Origin of the sequence: Agrobacterium sp. LR_9, assembly GCF_041954855.1 — a bacterium.
Classification (GTDB): Bacteria; Pseudomonadota; Alphaproteobacteria; order Rhizobiales; family Rhizobiaceae; genus Agrobacterium; species Agrobacterium leguminum.
On record NZ_JAVAYA010000013.1, the window covers coordinates 1 to 16923 of the forward strand.

A 16923-nucleotide genomic window follows, 5' to 3' on the forward strand; every position below is an offset into this window, starting at 1 on the left:
AATCAACACCGTGCGCCATGTCCACCAAATTTAAACCGGACAGCAGTGGCCTTGTGCCGAGGATCTGCCAACGCATCGTCCAATCAATGCGTAGCAGATGCTCGGGACAGGCCCGAGCATGACGGAGGAGAGGTTTTGGGTTCGCCATCGATCACAGGCGGACGCATACCCGCCTTCCATTACCGGCCACCTTCTACCCTCACGAAGAAGAAACAACTATTCACGGAGAGACAGACCATGCAGACACCTTCCGTTTTCCCCAAAGGCGCAATCCAGACGGAAAACGGAACGGAATTCACGGTCTATTCCCGGCACGCCTCGCAGATCGATCTCTGCCTTTTCGATGCGAACGGCGAGAAAGAAACGGCCCGTTTGCCGATGACGCGCGGCGAAGATGACGTTCACCGGTTGACCGTCTCCGATGCCGGCCCCGGCACGCGATACGGCTTTCGCGCTCACGGCATTTACGCCCCCGAACACGGCCTCTGGTTCGATCCTGCAAAGCTGCTGCTCGACTCCTATGCCACGGAGATCGACCGCCCCTTCCGGCACGATCCCGCGCTTTACGCCTTTGGTGCGGAGACCGGCGGGATCATGCCGAAGGCGATCCTTTCGCAGCATGAGCCGGTCCGGCGTCAACCGCCGTTTTTTGCCGAAGGCGGGCTGATTTACGAACTCGCCGTCAAATCCTTCACCCGGCTGCATCCTGAAGTGCCGGAAGAGATCGGGGGCACCGTTGCCGCACTTGCCCATCCCGCCATTATCGCGCACCTGAAAAAGATCGGCGTCGATGCGGTGGAGTTGATGCCGATCACCGCCTGGATCGATGAGCGCCACCTGCCGCCGCTCGGCCTTTCCAATGCCTGGGGTTATAATCCCGTCGGCTTCATGGCGCTCGATCCGCGCCTCTGCCCCGGCGGCGTGCGGGAATTGCGGGATACGGTTGCGGCGCTGCATGCGGAGGGCATCGGCGTCATTCTCGATCTGGTCTTCAACCATACCGGCGAAAGCGATATCGAAGGTTCGATCCTGTCGTTGCGCGGGCTCGATAACCTCACTGCCTTTCGCCACCCGCCGGGAAAACCGGGCGTGCTGGTCAACGATACCGGCACCGGCAATACGGTTGCCTGCGACCATCCCTATATTCGCCAGCTCATCGTCGATTCCCTCAGGCATTTCGTTCTGAACGCCGGGGTGGACGGCTTCCGCTTCGACCTCGCGCCCGTGCTCGGGCGAACGGCCAATGGCTTTGACATGGCAAGCGAAACGCTCGCGGCCATGCATTCGGACCCGGCACTTTACGACCGCCTGCTGATCGCCGAACCATGGGATATCGGCCCTGGCGGATATCAGCTCGGCAATTTCCCCGAAAGCTTTCTGGAGTGGAACGACCGCGCCCGCGACGATATGCGCCGCTTCTGGCGCGGCGACGCCGGCACCACCGGGGCGCTGGCAGATGCGCTTTCCGGGTCTTCGCCGATCTTTTCCCGCCATGGCCGCCTAAACAGCCGCAGCGTCAACTTTCTCGCTGCCCATGACGGTTTCACCCTGTTCGATCTCGTCAGCCACGAACACAAGCACAATGAGAAAAACGGCGAGAACAATCGCGACGGCCACAATGAAAACCACTCCTGGAACAATGGTTTCGAAGGCCTGACGGATGATCCTGCCATTGTCGCCGCCCGCATTGCGGATGTGAAGGCGCTGCTTTCCACCCTGTTCGTCAGCCGCGGCGTCTTGATGCTGACCGCCGGCGATGAGGGCGGCCGCAGCCAGCATGGCAACAACAACGCCTATTGTCAGGACAATGACATCACCTGGGTCGACTGGTCTTCGCTTGTGCCCGAACTGATCGATCACACGGCATTTCTCGCAGTGCTTCGCAAACGCTTCGGCGTCTTTTCCGAGACCGGCTTCTTTTCCGGCAGCGGCGATGTGACATGGCTTGCCCCGGGCGGGGAGCCCATGACGATTGCGGACTGGGAAAGCCCGAATGGACCCGCCTTCGCCATGGTGCTTTCAACGTCGGACCGCGAAACGGGCGTCGAGGTCGAGCTTGCGGTTCTCATCAATCGCGGTCGCGAGATCGTTCCTTTCACGCTGCCCGGAGATGGCTGGCATGCGATCGGCACGGATTTCGGCAATCCCGCCTTCCTGCCCACCCGTTCCGTGGTGTTTTATCTGCGCAGTTGATCCCTTCGCGTCGCCAGCCGTATAAGTCCCAGGAAACAATGCGGACGAGGTAACATGACAAAAGAAATTGCGCTGGCGGAGATGAAAAATCTGGTCGGCACGGAAATGGGCGTCTCCGACTGGATCACCGTCGATCAGACAATGATTGACGCTTTCGGAAAGGCGACGCTGGACGAACAATTCATCCACACTGACCCGGAGCGCGCCAAAGCGGAAAGCCCCTTTGGCGGCACCATCGCGCATGGATTCCTGACGCTGTCTCTGCTTTCGGCGCTGAATTACGATGCCCTGCCCCGCATCCGCGAACAGACTATGGGCATCAATTACGGCTTCGATGCCGTTCGTTTCGTTACGCCGGTCAAAAGCGGTGCGCGGGTGCGCGGCCGCTTCACGCTGGCGGAGGCGCGTTTTCGCGGCGCGGCCATGTTGATGACGACCTATGACGTGACGGTGGACATCGAAAACGAGAAAAAGCCGGCGCTTACCGCCCGCTGGACCACCATCAGCCAGTTCAACCCGGAGGACAGGCCGGAAGACGCCTGAAACCGCCGCAAGGGAGAGACCGCATGCATGACGAAGCCGTAAGGAATGCGTTTCTCGTGCAGGCAAGAGCCTGCGACAGCCTCGGCTCGCCCTTTACCGCACGGCTTTGCCGCGCCATGGCAGCAAGGCTCGACCGCCATACCGAGGTGGGCGAGCGGATTTTATCCTAGCCCGGCGATGTCGGCCCCTCGGGCGATTCCGTTCCCCTCCGGCTGGCGGGCGCCCTGCATGCGCTCGCCATAGAGGAAAAGATCGCGCCGCTTGCCGATATCCCGCCGGAAGACGAAGAAGCGCTCTGGCAGGCCTGCGCCAGCGCCCTGCGTTTTCATTCCCCCTTCATCCTCGAAAGGTTGAAATCACCGCCGCAGACCAACGAGGTTCGGCGTTCCGCCGTTCTGCTGCCGGGCTTTCTTTCGATTGCGGCACTGACCGGCAAGCCGCTGGTGCTTTCCGAAGTTGGAGCCAGCGCTGGCCTCAACCTGCAATTCGACCGTTACCGATATCGCCTCGGCGATCTCGCCTGGGGTGAGCAATCTGATGTTTTCCTGTCACCGGAATGGCGCGGCGACACGCCCGCCCATGAGCGGATCGAGGTTATCGAGCGCGCCGGCTGCGATCTCAACCCGCTCGACCCGTCATCCGCCGAAGATCACCTGCGGCTGATGTCCTATGTCTGGGCCGACCAGACAGACAGGCTGGAGCGAACCGCCGCCGCCCTGCGGATAGCGGTGGAGCATGGTCTGCATGTCGAGAAGGCGGACGCGGTCGACTGGCTGAAATGCCGCCTCGCCACGCAATATGCGGGTGCTGTCCATGTCGTCTATCACTCGGTCGCCTGGCAATATCTGCCCGATGGACTGAAACAGGAAGGCGAGGTTGTGATTGCCGAAGCTGGAACCCGCGCCACGCCGGATGCCCCGCTTGCCCGGCTGCAAATGGAGGCGGATGCGACGCCGGGCGGTGCCGCCATTACCCTGCAGATCTGGCCGACCGGCGAGAAACAGGAAATCGGCCGGGCCGATTTCCATGGGCGATGGGTGGAATGGCGGGGCTGGATGGTAGGTTAAACCGCCACGTCCTCAGCCGCCTCCTGCAACAGCCCGCCGACATATTCCGCAAAGGAACGCCAGCATTCCACCCGGAACGTATCGTCCGCCGTGCGCAGCAGCACCACTTCCGCCTTGCCGAAAACGGTGCGCGAGCACGCGCCGACCGGGAACTTTGCGAGAGAAAGATCCTGCGGGCAACCGGCATTGAGTGCCGCTTCCGCACCGGCACCGGAGACGATGACGGCCGTATTGCGGTGGGAAACATCGGTTGCAGAAAACAGGCCGGAAACGCCGGCGAGAGCCGCCATCAGGTCGCTCTCGCCCTGATCAATCACCAGCCATTCATCCGGGCCGAGCCACAAAGCGGACCGCAGGCCCGAGGTGACGGAGCTTTTCGGGCGGGCCGGCAGGGCAAGACCGAGCGCTTCCGAAAGTGCCGGCAGGGCGCTTTCCCGGGCGCGCAGCGAGAGCCGCGAGGCGGAAGCAGCGGGTTTCAGCGAAACGAAGGGAGAGCCGCCGTGAAAATCCTCGAGCACGGATTTGCGTTTTGCGTGAAGTTTGTCAGCCATTGAGACGGGCTCCTTCCTTGTCGAGGAAGACCATGTCGGTCACTTCGACGGCAATGGTTTTATCGGCGAGCGGAATATAGAGCGTTTCGCCCATGCGCGCCCTGCCATCCGCCACCAGCGCGAAAGCGATGGAATGGCCGAGATTTTCCGACCAGTAGGCGGAGGTGACATGGCCGAGCATGGTCATGGGTTTCGGCTGGTTCGGATCGACAACGATCTGGCCGCCCTCGTCCGGAACGGTAAGCCGGTCTTTCGTCTTCAGGCCGACAAGCTGTTTGCGGCCGGAGCGCGTGAGATCGGTGCGTTTCAGACCGCGAATGCCGACGAAATCCGTCTTCTTCTTGGAAACGGCCCAGGCAAGCCCGGCATCGTCAGGCGTCACCGTGCCGTCCGTATCCTGCCCGACGATGATATAGCCCTTTTCCGCACGCAGGATATGCATGGTCTCGGTGCCATAAAGGCAGCCGCCGACGGCTTCCGCCCTTTCGCGGATCGCGGTCCAGACGGCCGCGCCGTAATCGGCCGGAACGTTGATTTCGAAACCCAGTTCACCGGTAAAGGACACGCGGAAGAGCCGTGTCGGCACACCGCAGAAGGTGCCTTCGGCCACCGCCATATGCGGGAAGGCCTCCGGCGAGAGATCGATGCCCTCGACGAAGGGAGCGATAACCTCGCGCGCCTTTGGCCCCTGCACGGCAATCACGGCCCATTGTTCGGTGGCCGAGGTGAGCCAGACATTGAGATCGGGGAATTCGGTCTGGAGATAATCTTCCATGTGCTGGAGAACGCGCGCCGCGCCGCCCGTGGTGGTCGTCACATGGAAACGGTCTTCGGCAAGACGCCCGACGACGCCGTCGTCGTAAACGAAACCGTCTTCGCGGGTCATGATGCCGTAACGGCAGCGGCCGGGTTTCAGCGTGTCCCAGGCATTGGTGTAGATGAGGTTCAGGAACTTCGCCGCATCCGGGCCGACCACTTCGATCTTGCCGAGTGTGGAGGCATCGAACACGCCGACGCTTGTCCGAACCGTCTTGCATTCGCGGTCGATCGCCTCATGCATGTCCTCGCCCGCCCGCGGGAAGAACCAGGCGCGCTTCCAGTTGCCGACATCCTCGAACACCGCACCGGCAGCCAGCTCTTCCTCGTGCATCGGCGTCTTGCGGGCCGGGTCGAACAGCGCGCCGCGCGAATGGTTGATGAGCGTGCCGAAGGTGACCGGCGTATAGGGCTGGCGGAAGGTGGTGAGACCGACCTTGGGCAAATCCCGGCCAAGCGCCTCCGATGCGATGGCAAGGCCGTGCATATTGGACATCTTGCCCTGATCGGACGCCATGCCATTGGTGGTGAAGCGCTTGATATGCTCGACGGAATGCATGCCTTCGCGCACGGCAAGGCGGATATCCTTGGCGCAGACATCGTGCTGGAAATCGATGAAGGCCTTGACGCCGGTGCCCTCACCCGCGCCTTCGGCCGCACCGATCATGCCGCCTGTCCAAATCCTTGCATTCTCACCGGAAAACTCCACGCCGCCGCCACCGGCAGCCGCAGCCTCGGCGATCAACGCGGAAAGATCGTCCGTGCCGTTGCAGGCGCCGATGGAAACACCGTTCTGCACATGGATATCTGGCAGGAAACGCTGGTTAGCCGCGTCAAACTTCAGCTTGCCGCGCGATTGCGAGAAGAGATGCACTGATGGCGTCCATCCGGCCGAAACCACCAGCGCATCGATGGCGATCTTGCGCTTGTTGGAACCGCCATTGCGGCCAACTGTCATGGAAGACACACGCAGGCGGCCGGCGGTATTGTAAACGCTATGGCCCGCCAGCACTTCGATGCCGAGCGCCCGCGCCTCATCCAGCAGGCGCTGATGCGGGTTCTCGCGGCAATCGACGATGGCGGCGATTTTCACCCCGGCCTTCTTCAGATCGAAGGCCGTCTCATAGGCCGAATCATGGGCGGTGTAGACCCCGACATTTTGACCCACGGCGACGCCGTAATGGTTGAGATAGGTACGTGCGGCCGAGGCCAGCATGATGCCGGGGCGGTCATTATTGGCAAAGACCATGTGACGTTCGATCGCACCCGCCGCCAGCACGACCTTTTTGGCGCGCACCTGCCACAGCCGCTCGCGCGGCTGGTGTCTGGCGGGCGTGGCGAGATGATCGGTCACCCGCTCGGCCAGCGCCACGAAATTGTGGTTGTAATAACCAAAAGCGGTGGTGCGGGTGAGAACCCGCACATTGGGCAGGGACTTCAGTTCGGCAAAAACCTTCTGCGCCCATTCGTAACCGGGCAGACCGTCGATAACCGTGCCAGTGTCGAAACGCAGCGCGCCGCCGACTTCGGCATTTTCATCGACCATAATGACGCTGACGCCGGTTTTCGCGGCAGCAAGCGCCGCCGTCAGACCAGCGACGCCGGCACCGGCCACCAGCACATCGCAATGGGCATAACGACCGGAATAATGATCCGCATCCGGCTCGCTCGGCGCCTTGCCAAGACCGGCGGCGCGGCGGATCAGCGGTTCGTAAACCCTGTGCCAGGCGGCCTTCGGCCACATGAAGGTCTTATAATAAAAACCGGCCGCGAACATCGGCGACAGGAGATCGTTGATGGCGCTCAGATCGAAGGATAGCGACGGAAAGCGGTTCTGCGAGGCGATGATCGCGCCGTCGAACACTTCCTGCACCGTGGCACGCACATTGGGCTGCTTGCGCAGACTGTCGCGGGAAACGTCGATCAGCGCATTCGGCTCTTCCGGCCCGGCGGAAAGGAAGCCGCGCGGCCGGTGATATTTGAACGAGCGGCCGATCAGATGCACGCCATTGGCCAGAAGCGCGGAGGCGACCGTGTCCCCCTCCAGCGCCTGATAAATCTTGCCATCGAAGGTGAAGCGCGCGGTTCTGGCCGGGGTGAGACGACCGGCCCCCTTGATACGATAATCGCCGCTCATTGCCCGGCTCCCTTTTCTGCGGAAAGGACCGTCTCAGTATCGGGTTTCGGCTCACCCGCCTTGTAGGTCATCAGGAATTTGTCGCTGACCGAATCGCGGGCGGCGTTGAAGAAGCGGCCGCAGCCGTGAATGTGACGCCAGCGCTCGAAAACGAGGCCCTTGTCATTGTCGCGAATGAAGAAATATTCGGCGAAGGCCTCGTCGGAAATATCGGCGATGTTTTCCGGCCGGGCGATATGGGCTTCGCCCGCCCAGCGGAATTCCAGTTCGGAACGGTCTTCCCCGCAATAGGGGCAATGGATCAGAAGCATCGTCGCTCCACCTAGAGAGAATTTTCCGGAAGGATCGTTCCGGCGGGTTGGTCACACAGCCGCTTTCCCATGGCTACGAAAGGGGAAAGCCGCTTTAAAAGCTGCTCGAAATTATCGAAAGGGCGTAGCGCCGAGGCCCGGCCCATATTGACGATGGCAACCGCCATCATGTCGGTGTCGATCGCGAAGGGGTAATCCTGCCCGCCATCCTCCTTCTCACCGACAAAATAAACCATCTTGTTCGCGAGACTTGGAGCGCAGAGAAGCAGGCCTTTTTCCGCCATGAAGGGCCAGTCTTTCTCACCCTGCATCTTAGCAATCTTCTGGCTGCGAAAATCCCTGGCCTCGGGAATGACGCTGCCGACGGGCACGGGCACGGCCGCGCCTGATATGTTGATCGCAAGCATGGCCGCCGCCAGCATCAATGCGCCACCGCGGCAGCGGCAGCCTCATCAATAAGACGGCCGGTGCGGAACCGGTCGAGCGTCAGCCCCGCCGCCAGACGATGCGGTTCACCCCGCGCGATGAGATGCGCGAAAAGATTGGCCGAACCCGGCGTCGCCTTGAAGCCGCCCGTACCCCAGCCGCAATTGACGAAGAGGTTCTGCACCGGCGTCACGCTCTGGATCGCCGAGCGGTCGGGTGTGTTGTCGGTAATGCCGCCCCATTGGCGCATCATCTTGACGCGGCGGAAGATCGGGAACAGCTCGCAGATCGCGTCGAGCGTGTGGGTGATGATCTGCAGGCCGCCGGTCTGGGAATAGGAGTTATATTGATCGGTACCTGCGCCGATGACCAGCTCGCCCTTGTCGGATTGCGAAATATAGGCGTGGACCGTGTTGGACATCACCACGCAGGGGAAAATCGGCTTCAGCGGTTCCGAAACCAGCGCCTGCAGCGGGTTGGAATGCAGCGGAACGCGCACATCCGCCATTTTCATGATGACGGAGGAATGACCGGCGGCGGAAACGCCGATCTTCTTCGCACCGATGAAACCGCGATTGGTTTCCACACCCGTCACCGCCCCGTCCGGCCCGCGGCGAATGCCCGTAACCTCGCAGTTCTGGATGATGTGCACGCCGCGGTCGGAGGCCGCGCGGGCATAACCCCAGGCCACAGCATCGTGGCGCGCCGTGCCGCCGCGGCGCTGGAGGGCAGCGCCGTTGATCGGATAACGCGCATTGCCTGATATATCGAGCGGCGGGCAATAGGCTTTCGCCTGCTCCGGCGTCAGCCACTCATTGTCGATGCCGTAAAGACGGTTGGCATTGATATGGCGGCTGAAGGACTGCCGGTCATGAATATTGTGCGACAGCATCATCACGCCGCGCGCCGAATACATGACGTTGTAATTGAGATCCTGGCTCAGGCCTTCCCACAGTTTCAGGGAATGCTCGTAAATATCCATGCTCTCTTCATAGAGATAGTTGGAGCGGATGATGGTGGTGTTGCGGCCGGTATTGCCGCCGCCAAGCCAGCCTTTTTCCAGAACTGCAACATTGGTAATGCCGTGTTCCTTGGCAAGATAATAGGCAGCCCCCAGCCCATGGCCGCCGCCGCCAATGATGATGACATCGTAATCCTTGCGCGGCTCGGGCGAGGCCCATTGCGCATCCCACCCCTTATGACCCCTGAGCGCCTCACGCGCCACGGCAAAAACGGAATATTTGCGCATTCGCAATCTGCTCCTCAAGAACCGGCCAGAAGCCGGAAACATGGCTCCGGCCCTTATCATACACATGGCAAATCGGGATGGGAGGCAATATCCATTTTGCGACGCCGCAATGATTTTGTTTCGACATCACAGGCAGAATTCCGGGCAAGCCGCATTTTGCTGGGTGATTATGCGCTACCGGCTGGACTTGGCTCAAATGATCTGTTATTGCACGTCACCAATCGCCCGGCTCGACAGCCGAACGAACGATTTTTTATTTGCGTGCGAATGCCTTATTCACATAGCAAATTAACCAAACCAAAGGAACGGGTTTAACGTGCAGGTACTAGTCCGCGACAATAACGTTGATCAGGCGCTCCGCGCCCTGAAGAAAAAGATGCAGCGCGAAGGCATTTTCCGTGAAATGAAAATGCGCGATTACTACGAAAAGCCCTCCCAGAAGCGCGCTCGCGAAAAGGCTGAAGCCGTTCGCCGCGTTCGCAAGCTGGCACGCAAGCGTGCACAGCGCGAAGGTCTGGTTGCAGGCCCCCGCGCAGGCCGTTAATAGGCCGTCTTTTGGACGTTTTTGAATGCTTGTTGGGCGGGGGCGATCAATTCGCCGCCGCTCTTTGTGTTTGTGGCCGGAGAACGCTCTTGAAAACGACCGTGAGACCGGCCTGCGAGGGAACCCACACCGAATGATCGCTGTCGACGCCTGTGTTGTGAAAAACTCCGATGCCTCCACGCGCCGGGTGCCATTGAAAAACAACAGAGGGTTCCGCGCTTCTCTGGTCGTCTGTACCGTCCTTGCCGGTCTTTCCGGCTGCGCGACATCCAACCAGACGGAGGATGTGTTCAGGATCGACCGTGCCCAGGGTTCGCAGGAAAACATCGCCTCGCTTACCTCGGTCATCAACGCCAATCCCCAGGATCCCGAAGGCTATAACGTCCGTGGCTCGGCTTACGGCCGCGCCGGCGATTCGCGCCGCGCCATCGAGGATTTCAACAAGGCGCTGCAGCTCAACCCACGCTTTTATCAGGCCTATGCCAACCGCGCGCTGGTCTATCGCAACTCCGGGCAGCAGCAGCAGGCCCTGCAGGACTACAACGCCGCCCTGCAAATCAATCCGAGCTACGATGTGGCGCTGATCGGCCGCGGCAATCTTTACCGCCAGTCCGGACGTGTGAACGAAGCCTTCAACGATTTCTCCCGCGCCATCGAGCTTGAAACCACCGATGGACGTGCCTGGCACAATCGCGGCCTGATCTACCAGCTGCGCAACCAGCATGCCCAGGCCATCGAGGACTTCTCCAAGGCAATCTCGCTGTCGTCGACGTCGCCCGAGCCCTATAATGGTCGCGGCCTTTCCTATGTCGCCTTGAACGACGATGAGAACGCCTTTGCCGATTTCAACCACGCCATTTCGCTGGATGGCAATGTGGCGGAATCCTGGGCCAACCAGGCGCTTGTTTATGAGCGTCGCGGCGAGATGGCCAAGGCCGCCAAGTCCTATGGACATGCGGCCCGGCTCGACCCGAAATACAAGCCCGCACTCGATGGCGTTGCCCGCACACGCGGCGCCGGCGCTTCCTGATCAAACGGGCATGAACAAAAAAGCCGGCAGGTTTGACACCTGCCGGCTTTTTTTATGGAAAACGCTGAGGCCTCAATGGCTGTCGCGGCGCGCCTCTGGCGTGGCATCGCCCGCCCACAATTCAGCCTGCACAGCGTTTTGAAATTCCATGACCTCGCGCCGCATGGCAGCGTCCTCATAGCCAAGCGCCATCAGACGGGCGGCCAGCTCACGGCACTCCCTGCGCCAGAAATCATTCGCCTCCACACCATGCAGCCGGTCGAGCATGGTTGCACATCTTTTTACGTCGGCAATACGGTTCTTTGCCGGAAAGGCGATTACTTCTGAACTCGTTGTCACGCGGGCACCTTGCTCTTGCTGAGGAATCAATACCGACTTTTTAAAGGCGAGATGGTTAACGAAGTCTGCAGAGGGCGTAAGACAGCCGACAATGGCCGCAAGAGAACGATTTTATGTCTCTAAAAAGCAGGAAATCGCCTGGTAAGGCAGCCCCGATTGGGGGAAGTCATCGACTACCGAGGAATTTACCAATCAAGATTACCGAAATTTCATGCCGCAACCGTTAGAAGAAGTATATGTGTGTTGAAACAGCACCGGTCTCATCGTATATTTCTTGCAAAGAAGAAAAATGCCGCAGCGCAGTCAAAAATGGAGAAATCGTTCTCGGGAGGAGAGCACCATGTATGCACCTCGTGTTTTTTTCAGCATGATCGGTGCATTGCTTACCTTTGCGGTTGCGACATATTTCATCCACGGCTCGTTCTATACGGCATTCATCCAGACCCTCATCTGCGCGGTCATTCTGCAAGTCGGTTATTTCATTGGGATTGTCGTCCTGGTCGCCCGGGAAAAGCGGCGGCTGCGCGAAACCTTCGCGCGGGATCGTGGTGCCGAGGCAATGCAGGCGGACGCCGTAAAAAGCCCGCCGCCGCACGGTGCAAAACTGACCGATATGTGAGCTTTCACGCAGCTTCATTTACTGCGTCGCAAAAAAATCGCTTGCATCCATACCCGTGACACTTTCTGCTGGCCAAATCCTGACGGTTGGTCAAAGCAGAAGGACAATACATGGTGAGCGGTTCACAGCCCATTTGCGTCATCATCGCTGCGAAAAATGCATCCGAAACGATCGATATCGCCATACGTTCCGCCCTCGGGGAGCCCGAGGTCGGCGAAGTGGTGGTGATCGACGATGGTTCCACCGACACGACGAGCGATGTGGCGCATGCGGCGGATGACGGCACGGGCCGTCTGCGGGTCGTGCGATTCGAGGTCAACCGAGGCCCTTCGGCTGCGCGCAACCACGCGATCTCTATTTCATCGGCGCCGCTCATCAGCATTCTCGATGCGGACGACTTCTTTTTCCGCGGCCGTTTTGCCGCCATGCTGGCCGACGATGACTGGGATCTGGTGGCCGACAATATCGCCTTCATCCAGCAATCGGTCCCCGGCGCATCCTCCATGCAGCCGGCCCGATTCGAACCGCAGGCGCGGTTTCTGTCGCTGACGGAATTCGTGGAAGGCAATATTTCCAGGCCCGGCGTTGAACGCGGGGAAACCGGGTTTCTGAAGCCGGTCATACGCCGCGCTTTTCTTGACAAACATGCACTGCGTTACGATGACGGCCTGCGGCTCGGTGAAGATTACGAGCTTTACGTGCGGGCGCTGGCCGCCGGCGCGCGTTACAAGGTCATCCGTCATTGCGGTTACGGCGCGATCGTGCGCGGCAACTCGCTGAGCGGCCGCCATCGCACCGAAGATCTTCGCCGCTTATACGAGGCGGACAAGGCCATTCTCGCCGGCTGCCGGCTTTCGGCAGAGGAAACGGCGATCATGCGGGAACACGAAAAACACATCCGCGCCAAATTCGAGCTTCGCCATTTTCTCGATGCGAAAAAGCAGAAGGGAATGGGCGGCGCGCTGAGCCATGCCCTTGCGCGGCTCCCCGCCCTGCCCGCCATCACGCGCGGCATCTGGAGCGACAAGACCGCCCGATTCCGTAAATCGCCGCCGGTGCGGGACGTGCGTTATCTGCTGGACGGTACGCCGGTTTCGTAGGGGAAAAGACGACCTGCGCCAATTCCTCGCCGTCATCCTCGGGCTTGGCTTGTCCCGAGGATCTACTCACGTATCGTATGATCGGTCGGTTGCAGATGCTCGGGACAGGCCCGAGCATGACGATAGAGACCCTAGAGGATGGCATCCTCAAGCGAAGGCGGCAGAAAATTCTCTGCCGCATCCACTCTTCACCCTCAGAGATAATCCCGCTTCACCGTTTCCAGAACGGCGGCGAAACGCTCCTTGCGCTCTTCCAGCCGGCCATCCGGGCTGAGACGCGGCTCCGCGCGGCTTGCCTGCCAGAGCGCCAGCGTGGAAGGTGCTGCCAGCACCTGCTTGGCCAATTTGCGCAATGACCGAGGCTGCGTTTCCTGCGGCCGCACCAGCACGTCGCCCTCATGCGCCGGGCCTTCATGTGCCGGAACGGAACCGGTCTCGGCAATGACGGGGCCGGGCGGCGGCGGGAAGCTCATGCCCCAGAAGCGCGAGCCCTTTTTCGCCGCCTCGGCGCGGGTTGAAACGGGCACATAGCGCGGCTGATATTCGACACCCACGCTGCCGGCCCAGTCGCTCCATTTGAAGCTGTTGATCGACGGCGAGGTGTTGACCGCGACCCATGGCACGCGGAAGGCATCGGCAAGAATTGCGCCATGCATGGATTCGGCCACGATGAATTCCGACTGGGCGATGGCGCGGATTACCGCTTTCGCCTCGCCGCGCGGGTCGAGATAGGTCAGCCCCGCCGGTTCGCAGACGGTTTCCCACATGCCGAATTCCGCCGATTCCCAGTGCGGAACGAAGGTTTTCTTGTAGAGCTTCGGCAGGCCTTTGAAATCGGGCATCTCGGTCACCATGACGGCCGGATCGACAATGCCCTTTTCGGGCGCGAGCCCCAGCTTGGCGGCGGTTTTTTCGCCGCGCACGCAGCGAATATCCCAGAACTCGGTGCTGGTATCCGGCACCGCGCCATAACCATAGCCGCTGCCGATCACCAGCTTGCGCTGCTTTGCGGGCAAAAGAACGTCGTTCAGCACGGTGCCGACGCCAACGAGCATGACGTCGTCATGCACATCGCGCAGGCCCGGAAGCAGAAAATCCCACAGCCACAGGTTGAGATCGTCACCGAAATTTCCGTGATGAGATTCCCAGTGGTAAGGTTTCATGAGGTCACTCCTGGGTGAAAAAACATATAAATTCTTGCGGGCGAGAATTCGCTCATCTGGAGCGGACGATTTTTCCAGCACCGAGCTCGAACGCGGCGCGCAGCAGTGCCGGATCGCGCATCGCCCATTTCAGGAGCAGTCCGAATTCGGGTGCCTTGCGCCGTTTCAGATTGCCCGCCTGGCTCCACAGCGCCTGTTTGCGCGCCGTGTTTTTATAGGAAGCGATGGAGGCGACATCGTCCGGCCGGCGTGAAAAACGCCCCTCCAGCGTATCGAGCGCCACCCAGGTATTGAACTGCTGGCGCAGGAATTCCGGCGAGGTATTGTCGATGCTGTGGAAGATATTGACCCCCATTCCGCGCATCGCGCCGGCGTCGTCACACAGAAGCGTGCGCTTCGATGCCAGGATGGAATCGCAGAAAAACAGCACGTCTTCCGCCGCCAGACGAAGCGCCGGGTCAAAGCGGATTTTCTCAAAAAGAGGACGGCCGATCACCATGCAGGAGAGATGCAGGAAGCTCCAGTTGCGCAGCATCACACTTGCCAGATCCGGCAGTTCGATCACCAGCGGCTTCTCGGAAAGCCTTGCCGCACCCTCATTTTTCTCCAGCTCGGAAATGGCGAAATGATAATAAAATTCGTCACTTGCCTGCATGGATGCCCAGTAGCACTCGCCGCCATAGGTCTGAAGCGCAAAGGCCGCATTCTGCAGATGATCGGGTGTCCAGATATCGTCGGAATCAAGAAAGGCGACATAGTCGGTGCCGTCAGGCACATTGTCCAAACCGGTGTTGCGGGCGCCGCCCGGGCCGGCATTGGCCTGTTTAATGACGAGAATCCGGTCTTTCTCACCCTGCGAAAGTTCCGCAAGTTCCTGATCGATCGGGTATGGCGATTCGTCATCGACGATGACAAGATCGAAATCCTGGTAAGTCTGCGCAAAAACCGATGCGAGTGCACGTCCCAAGACACCGTGCTGCTTTTGGTAGTAGGGAATGACGACAGTAAATCTTGCCATTGTTTCGCCCCTTGCGTTGATCAAGAAGTGTCGGGCCCGATCCTAAAAGCGGCCCCGATGGTATCGGCAACTCCCAACCGGCTTTCCTCCCGCCGGCCTCCAGAAACAGGATGCTTGTATGCCCCCAGCGCCAAATGTAAAGACCATCACCACGAATGTCGGCTGGAGCGTTTTATCAAAAACAGGGACATTCGGGCTTAAATTTGTCACGGTCCCAATTCTCGCAAGACTGCTTTCCCCGGAGGAATTCGGGGTGGTGGCGGTAGGACTAACGGTTGTACAGTTTCTGACGATGATCGCCGGCGCGGGGCTGACCTCTGCCCTGATCGTCGAAAAGGAAGAGGATATGGAAACGATCCATACCGTCTTCTGGGCCAATCTCGCCATCTCCTGCACCATGGCCGCCGTCCTCTACATCTGGGCAGAATTTTTCGGCGGACTTCTGGGTGCTGTTGAAAGCGCCTATCTGCTGCGCATCATGGCATTCCTCATCCCGCTGCAGCTTGCCGGCGATGTCGCCTATTCGCTGCTGGCGCGACGGATGAATTTCAGCAAGGACGCGCTGTGGAGCATGGCGTCGGAAAGCATCGCGGCCATCGTCGCGGTCGCGCTCGCCTTCATGGGCTTCGGCGTCTGGGCGCTGATCATCCAGCTTTTTGCCGCGGCCCTCATCCGGCTTGTCGGGCTTTATGCCGTTTCGCGCTATTGCCCGCGTTTCGTCATGAAACCGCGCCGGCTGGTGCCGCTTCTCGGCTTCAGTTCGGGGCTGATGGGCTCGGAAATCGCCAATTTCGTTACCTTCCAGTCACCGATGGTGGTCATTGCCCGACACCTGGGTCTGGCCGATGCCGGCGCCTATTCCGCCTCCAACCGCTTTGCCAGCATTCCCAATCAGGTAGTTCTGTCGTCCGTCATGGGTGTCCTGTTTCCCGCCTTCAGCCGCATGATGGACGACCCACAACGCCGGCGCGATGCGCTGATGTTCAGTACGCAGGTGCTGACCGTGCTCCTGGCGCCGATGATGTTCGGCCTCTGGGCCGTGGCGGAGCCGGCCATGCTTGTCATCTTCGGGCAGAACTGGGCCTATGCCTGGCCGGTCCTCGGTCTGCTCGCCCTGTCGAAGGCCATTCTGACGCCATGCAGCACCTTCATCCCCTATCTGAAGGGGGCAGGTTACGGCCGCGTGCTGTTCTGGTCGGCAACGATCCGCGCCATCGTCACCACCGTCGCGGTCTGGCTTGCCGCGCTTTATGGCACCCTGATCGACGCGATGGTGTGGCTCTGCATCGTCAATGCGGTAACGCTGGTCGCCTATTCCTGGGCCGTCTTCAAGGCGAGCGATACCCCCTTCTTCCGCGGCCTTTATGTCAGCAGCCGGCCGATGATCGCGGCGCTGGTGATGGCCGTTGCGGTGCGTTATCTGCTTCACCTTCTGGCTGAACGCGTTCCCAATGCCACGCTTCAGGTTCTCATCGGCGCTGCCGTCGGCGGCGTCATCTATGCGGTGCTGATCCTGCTGACCGAACGGGCGCTGCTCGGGAAAATTCTCGGAATGGTCAAATCGCGGCGTATGCGGGATACCGCAACTCAGGGTTAGTTCAACCGCAGAAAAACGCGCCTCATTTCCGCCGTTAACCGGCCTTTTCCGCGGTGATTTTCCTCACCGCGGCAGGGCGGGATGGCGGTTCTTTTTGCAGCGCAATATCACGACAAATGACAATTTCACACGCTTAGGCGATTTTTAACGATGGCGATATTTATAAAAATGCCAGTAATTTCAGATATTTGAATTTTTACAGCAACAGGAATGACCGGAA

Annotated in this window: 15 protein-coding genes and 1 pseudogene; 8 read left to right on the plus strand and 8 right to left on the minus strand. The window is 60.1% G+C overall.

All coding sequences use genetic code 11. The annotated features are described in order from the left end of the window. The first annotated feature begins 237 nt into the window (after positions 1 to 237). The 3 genes and pseudogenes from glgX to RAC79_RS15720 all read left to right on the plus strand — a co-directional run bounded on the left by glgX (position 238) and on the right by RAC79_RS15720 (position 3803). On the plus strand, positions 238 to 2193 hold the full coding sequence (glgX, locus tag RAC79_RS15710) for a glycogen debranching protein GlgX (protein WP_374997263.1): 1956 nt from the start codon (positions 238 to 240) through the stop codon (positions 2191 to 2193). Positions 2194 to 2247: 54 nt separating this feature from the next. Next, positions 2248 to 2736 carry a MaoC family dehydratase gene (locus RAC79_RS15715; protein WP_020809754.1) on the plus strand — a complete coding sequence of 163 codons (489 nt, stop codon included), beginning with the start codon at positions 2248 to 2250 and terminating at the stop codon, positions 2734 to 2736. Positions 2737 to 2759: 23 nt separating this feature from the next. Beyond that, positions 2760 to 3803 (plus strand): annotated as a pseudogene (locus tag RAC79_RS15720) (DUF2332 domain-containing protein). Here RAC79_RS15720 and RAC79_RS15725 read toward each other — a convergent pair. The 5 genes from RAC79_RS15725 to RAC79_RS15745 are packed head-to-tail and all read right to left on the minus strand — an operon-like array spanning position 3800 to position 9293. After that, positions 3800 to 4354 (minus strand): sarcosine oxidase subunit gamma, encoded by a 555-nt coding sequence (locus RAC79_RS15725; protein WP_078052607.1) that lies wholly within the window; start codon positions 4352 to 4354, stop codon positions 3800 to 3802. The pseudogene RAC79_RS15720 and the gene RAC79_RS15725 sit on opposite strands and share 4 nt — an antisense overlap. Beyond that, entirely contained in the window at positions 4347 to 7307 is a 2961-nt protein-coding gene (locus RAC79_RS15730; RefSeq protein ID WP_174040185.1) for a sarcosine oxidase subunit alpha, read from the minus strand. The genes RAC79_RS15725 and RAC79_RS15730 overlap by 8 nt, the downstream gene beginning before the upstream one ends. After that, the gene (locus RAC79_RS15735) at positions 7304 to 7618 is read right to left on the minus strand and encodes a sarcosine oxidase subunit delta (protein ID WP_003508553.1); all 315 of its coding nucleotides are present in this window, start codon (positions 7616 to 7618) and stop codon (positions 7304 to 7306) included. Before RAC79_RS15735 ends, RAC79_RS15730 begins: the two co-directional genes overlap by 4 nt. 11 nt (positions 7619 to 7629) lie before the next feature. Beyond that, positions 7630 to 8040 carry a hypothetical protein gene (locus RAC79_RS15740; RefSeq protein ID WP_161987979.1) on the minus strand — a complete coding sequence of 137 codons (411 nt, stop codon included), beginning with the start codon at positions 8038 to 8040 and terminating at the stop codon, positions 7630 to 7632. Continuing rightward, a complete protein-coding gene (locus RAC79_RS15745; RefSeq protein WP_059756984.1) occupies positions 8040 to 9293 on the minus strand; it encodes a sarcosine oxidase subunit beta family protein in 1254 nt (417 codons plus the stop codon). The genes RAC79_RS15740 and RAC79_RS15745 overlap by 1 nt, the downstream gene beginning before the upstream one ends. Positions 9294 to 9609: 316 nt before the next feature. On the opposite strand from RAC79_RS15745, the gene rpsU reads away from it, so the two are divergent. Together rpsU and RAC79_RS15755 are read left to right on the plus strand one after the other, a co-directional pair. Then, on the plus strand, positions 9610 to 9837 hold the full coding sequence (gene rpsU / locus RAC79_RS15750; RefSeq protein ID WP_003508541.1) for a 30S ribosomal protein S21: 228 nt from the start codon (positions 9610 to 9612) through the stop codon (positions 9835 to 9837). A gap of 133 nt (positions 9838 to 9970) precedes the next feature. Then, positions 9971 to 10867: a tetratricopeptide repeat protein gene (locus RAC79_RS15755; RefSeq protein ID WP_003508539.1), complete on the plus strand. Its 897-nt coding sequence runs from the start codon at positions 9971 to 9973 to the stop codon at positions 10865 to 10867. A 72-nt stretch (positions 10868 to 10939) separates the two neighbouring features. Here the strand turns inward: RAC79_RS15755 and RAC79_RS15760 are convergent, their stop codons facing one another. Then, positions 10940 to 11206, minus strand: a complete 267-nt coding sequence (locus RAC79_RS15760) for a DUF6074 family protein (RefSeq protein ID WP_035239160.1) — start codon at positions 11204 to 11206, stop codon at positions 10940 to 10942. Positions 11207 to 11546: 340 nt separating this feature from the next. On the opposite strand from RAC79_RS15760, the gene RAC79_RS15765 reads away from it, so the two are divergent. Further along, on the plus strand, positions 11547 to 11825 hold the full coding sequence (locus tag RAC79_RS15765; RefSeq protein ID WP_065657382.1) for an exopolysaccharide production repressor protein: 279 nt from the start codon (positions 11547 to 11549) through the stop codon (positions 11823 to 11825). A 110-nt stretch (positions 11826 to 11935) separates the two neighbouring features. Beyond that, a complete protein-coding gene (locus tag RAC79_RS15770; RefSeq protein ID WP_065657383.1) occupies positions 11936 to 12925 on the plus strand; it encodes a glycosyltransferase family 2 protein in 990 nt (329 codons plus the stop codon). 194 nt (positions 12926 to 13119) lie between these two features. Here the strand turns inward: RAC79_RS15770 and RAC79_RS15775 are convergent, their stop codons facing one another. Both RAC79_RS15775 and RAC79_RS15780 read right to left on the minus strand, forming a co-directional pair. Then, on the minus strand, positions 13120 to 14088 hold the full coding sequence (locus RAC79_RS15775; RefSeq protein WP_174040181.1) for a polysaccharide pyruvyl transferase family protein: 969 nt from the start codon (positions 14086 to 14088) through the stop codon (positions 13120 to 13122). A 52-nt stretch (positions 14089 to 14140) separates the two neighbouring features. After that, positions 14141 to 15106: a glycosyltransferase family A protein gene (locus tag RAC79_RS15780; protein ID WP_059755880.1), complete on the minus strand. Its 966-nt coding sequence runs from the start codon at positions 15104 to 15106 to the stop codon at positions 14141 to 14143. Between the two features lie 118 nt (positions 15107 to 15224). Between RAC79_RS15780 and RAC79_RS15785 the strand changes: the two genes are divergently transcribed. Continuing rightward, the gene (locus tag RAC79_RS15785) at positions 15225 to 16703 is read left to right on the plus strand and encodes a lipopolysaccharide biosynthesis protein (protein ID WP_374997264.1); all 1479 of its coding nucleotides are present in this window, start codon (positions 15225 to 15227) and stop codon (positions 16701 to 16703) included. Positions 16704 to 16923 lie beyond the last annotated feature (220 nt).

What these genes read in the sequence shown, in the direction of transcription:
- glgX (WP_374997263.1), top strand. Translation starts at nt 238, where the DNA reads ATGCAGACACCTTCCGTTTTCCCCAAAGGCGCAATCCAGACGGAAAAC.
- RAC79_RS15715 (WP_020809754.1), top strand. Translation starts at nt 2,248, where the DNA reads ATGACAAAAGAAATTGCGCTGGCGGAGATGAAAAATCTGGTCGGCACG.
- RAC79_RS15725 (WP_078052607.1), bottom strand. Translation starts at nt 4,354, where the DNA reads ATGGCTGACAAACTTCACGCAAAACGCAAATCCGTGCTCGAGGATTTT.
- RAC79_RS15730 (WP_174040185.1), bottom strand. Translation starts at nt 7,307, where the DNA reads ATGAGCGGCGATTATCGTATCAAGGGGGCCGGTCGTCTCACCCCGGCC.
- RAC79_RS15735 (WP_003508553.1), bottom strand. Translation starts at nt 7,618, where the DNA reads ATGCTTCTGATCCATTGCCCCTATTGCGGGGAAGACCGTTCCGAACTG.
- RAC79_RS15740 (WP_161987979.1), bottom strand. Translation starts at nt 8,040, where the DNA reads ATGCTGGCGGCGGCCATGCTTGCGATCAACATATCAGGCGCGGCCGTG.
- RAC79_RS15745 (WP_059756984.1), bottom strand. Translation starts at nt 9,293, where the DNA reads ATGCGCAAATATTCCGTTTTTGCCGTGGCGCGTGAGGCGCTCAGGGGT.
- RAC79_RS15755 (WP_003508539.1), top strand. Translation starts at nt 9,971, where the DNA reads ATGATCGCTGTCGACGCCTGTGTTGTGAAAAACTCCGATGCCTCCACG.
- RAC79_RS15765 (WP_065657382.1), top strand. Translation starts at nt 11,547, where the DNA reads ATGTATGCACCTCGTGTTTTTTTCAGCATGATCGGTGCATTGCTTACC.
- RAC79_RS15770 (WP_065657383.1), top strand. Translation starts at nt 11,936, where the DNA reads ATGGTGAGCGGTTCACAGCCCATTTGCGTCATCATCGCTGCGAAAAAT.
- RAC79_RS15775 (WP_174040181.1), bottom strand. Translation starts at nt 14,088, where the DNA reads ATGAAACCTTACCACTGGGAATCTCATCACGGAAATTTCGGTGACGAT.
- RAC79_RS15780 (WP_059755880.1), bottom strand. Translation starts at nt 15,106, where the DNA reads ATGGCAAGATTTACTGTCGTCATTCCCTACTACCAAAAGCAGCACGGT.
- RAC79_RS15785 (WP_374997264.1), top strand. Translation starts at nt 15,225, where the DNA reads ATGCCCCCAGCGCCAAATGTAAAGACCATCACCACGAATGTCGGCTGG.